Raw genomic sequence first — 1,519 nt, forward strand, 5'->3', positions numbered from 1 at the left:
TTCGAATGTTAGAGTTTTAAACAAACTCAATTTAAAAGTTGAAAGTGGAGAATTTCTCGTTGTTCTCGGGCCATCTGGAGAGGGAAAATCAACGTTATTACGGACTATTGTAGGTATAGAGCCACCTGATGGCGGCAAAATTATTGTCAACGGTGAAGACGTTACGTACAAGCCCCCTAATAAACGAAATATCTCTATGGTTTTCCAGAATTATGCCCTATATCCAAATATGACAACATATGAGAATATAGCATTTCCTTTAAAAATGGCGAGAATCAAGAAAGCTGAAATCGATACTAAAGTAAGAAGTGTCGCGAAGTTATTAAAAATAGAAGAACAGTTACAAATGAATGTGACCAGATTAAGTGGTGGCCAGCAGCAGAGGGTGGCTATAGCGAGGGCGTTGGTGAGAGATCCTGCATTATTCCTTCTGGACGAACCCTTAAGCAATCTTGACGCTAGGGTTAGATACACTTCAAGGCAGGAATTAAAAAGGCTTCAAAAGGAACTTAACCACACATTTGTTTATGTAACCCATGACCAAATAGAAGCATCCAATCTAGCTGATAGAGTTGCAGTACTGCACAAAGGCATTATAGAGCAGGTGGGTTCATATGAGGAATTATATGAAAAACCGGCGACACAGTGGATTGGTGATTTTATTGGTGCATATCCAATGAATTTTATACCGGGAGAAACCATTGGTTATCCAGAAAAGGTTATAGGCTTTAGATCAAGATGGGTAAAAAGTGGAGATGATATTACCGCAAAAGTAAATCTGGTAGAGAATTCGGAAGGCTATTACTTTGTGCATTGCCGTATGGGCACAACTGATATAGTAATAAGAACGGATAAAAAATATGCGGTTAATGATGATATATCCTTCGGCCTAGAAAGGTTCAATATATACGATAATGGAGTTTTGGAGGAAGCAAAATATTCTAAAGACGCAAGTAGTTCAGAGGTATTCGATAGCCAGAACTAAAATTTATCATCCAGAATACTCAGAAATGCACCCACTGCCCATGCCTGAGGTGAACAGGGTTTATCAATCAAATTATCTGGATTAATAATATTATTGTCAACATCAACGGAATAATACTCGTATGGATTTTTTAATGTTATTATGGCATCAATCAAATGTGATCTCAATAGATCCGCTTCCTTAGTAAAACCAGACGACTTCAACCCCTTAAGTATCATCCAATTATCATTAGGCCAAATACTCCCTGATTGATACTGGCATGGATTAAATTTGCTACTATGCGATGATAATGTCCTTATGCCATATGGTGTCATCATATCATCCTCAAATATTCTTTTTACTATACTTTCTTTTTTAACTCTTTCCAGCAATCCCGTAAACAGAAGATGCCCTGCATTTGAAGTGATTAATTGGATACGTTCTTTTTTCCCATCGTTTATGGATATTGCTGGTGAATAGTAATTCTCCTCGCCCATCCAAAAATATTTATCTAGATTTTTCTTTAAAAAGTGTAATTTATCCTCTATCTGATTA

At 36.9% G+C, this 1,519-nt stretch carries 2 protein-coding genes; one reads left to right on the top strand and one right to left on the bottom strand.

Annotation, left to right across the window (positions count from 1 at the left end):
- Positions 1 to 985: ABC transporter ATP-binding protein (locus AMDU4_RS12875; RefSeq protein ID WP_290705384.1), on the top strand; the 985-nt coding region annotated here is incomplete at its 5' end.
- Here AMDU4_RS12875 and AMDU4_RS12880 read toward each other — a convergent pair.
- A partial coding sequence (locus AMDU4_RS12880; protein WP_021788372.1) for an amylo-alpha-1,6-glucosidase occupies positions 982 to 1,519 on the bottom strand: 538 nt, incomplete at its 5' end. The two genes, AMDU4_RS12875 and AMDU4_RS12880, sit on opposite strands and share 4 nt — an antisense overlap.

The organism is Ferroplasma sp. Type II (genome assembly GCF_000496155.1).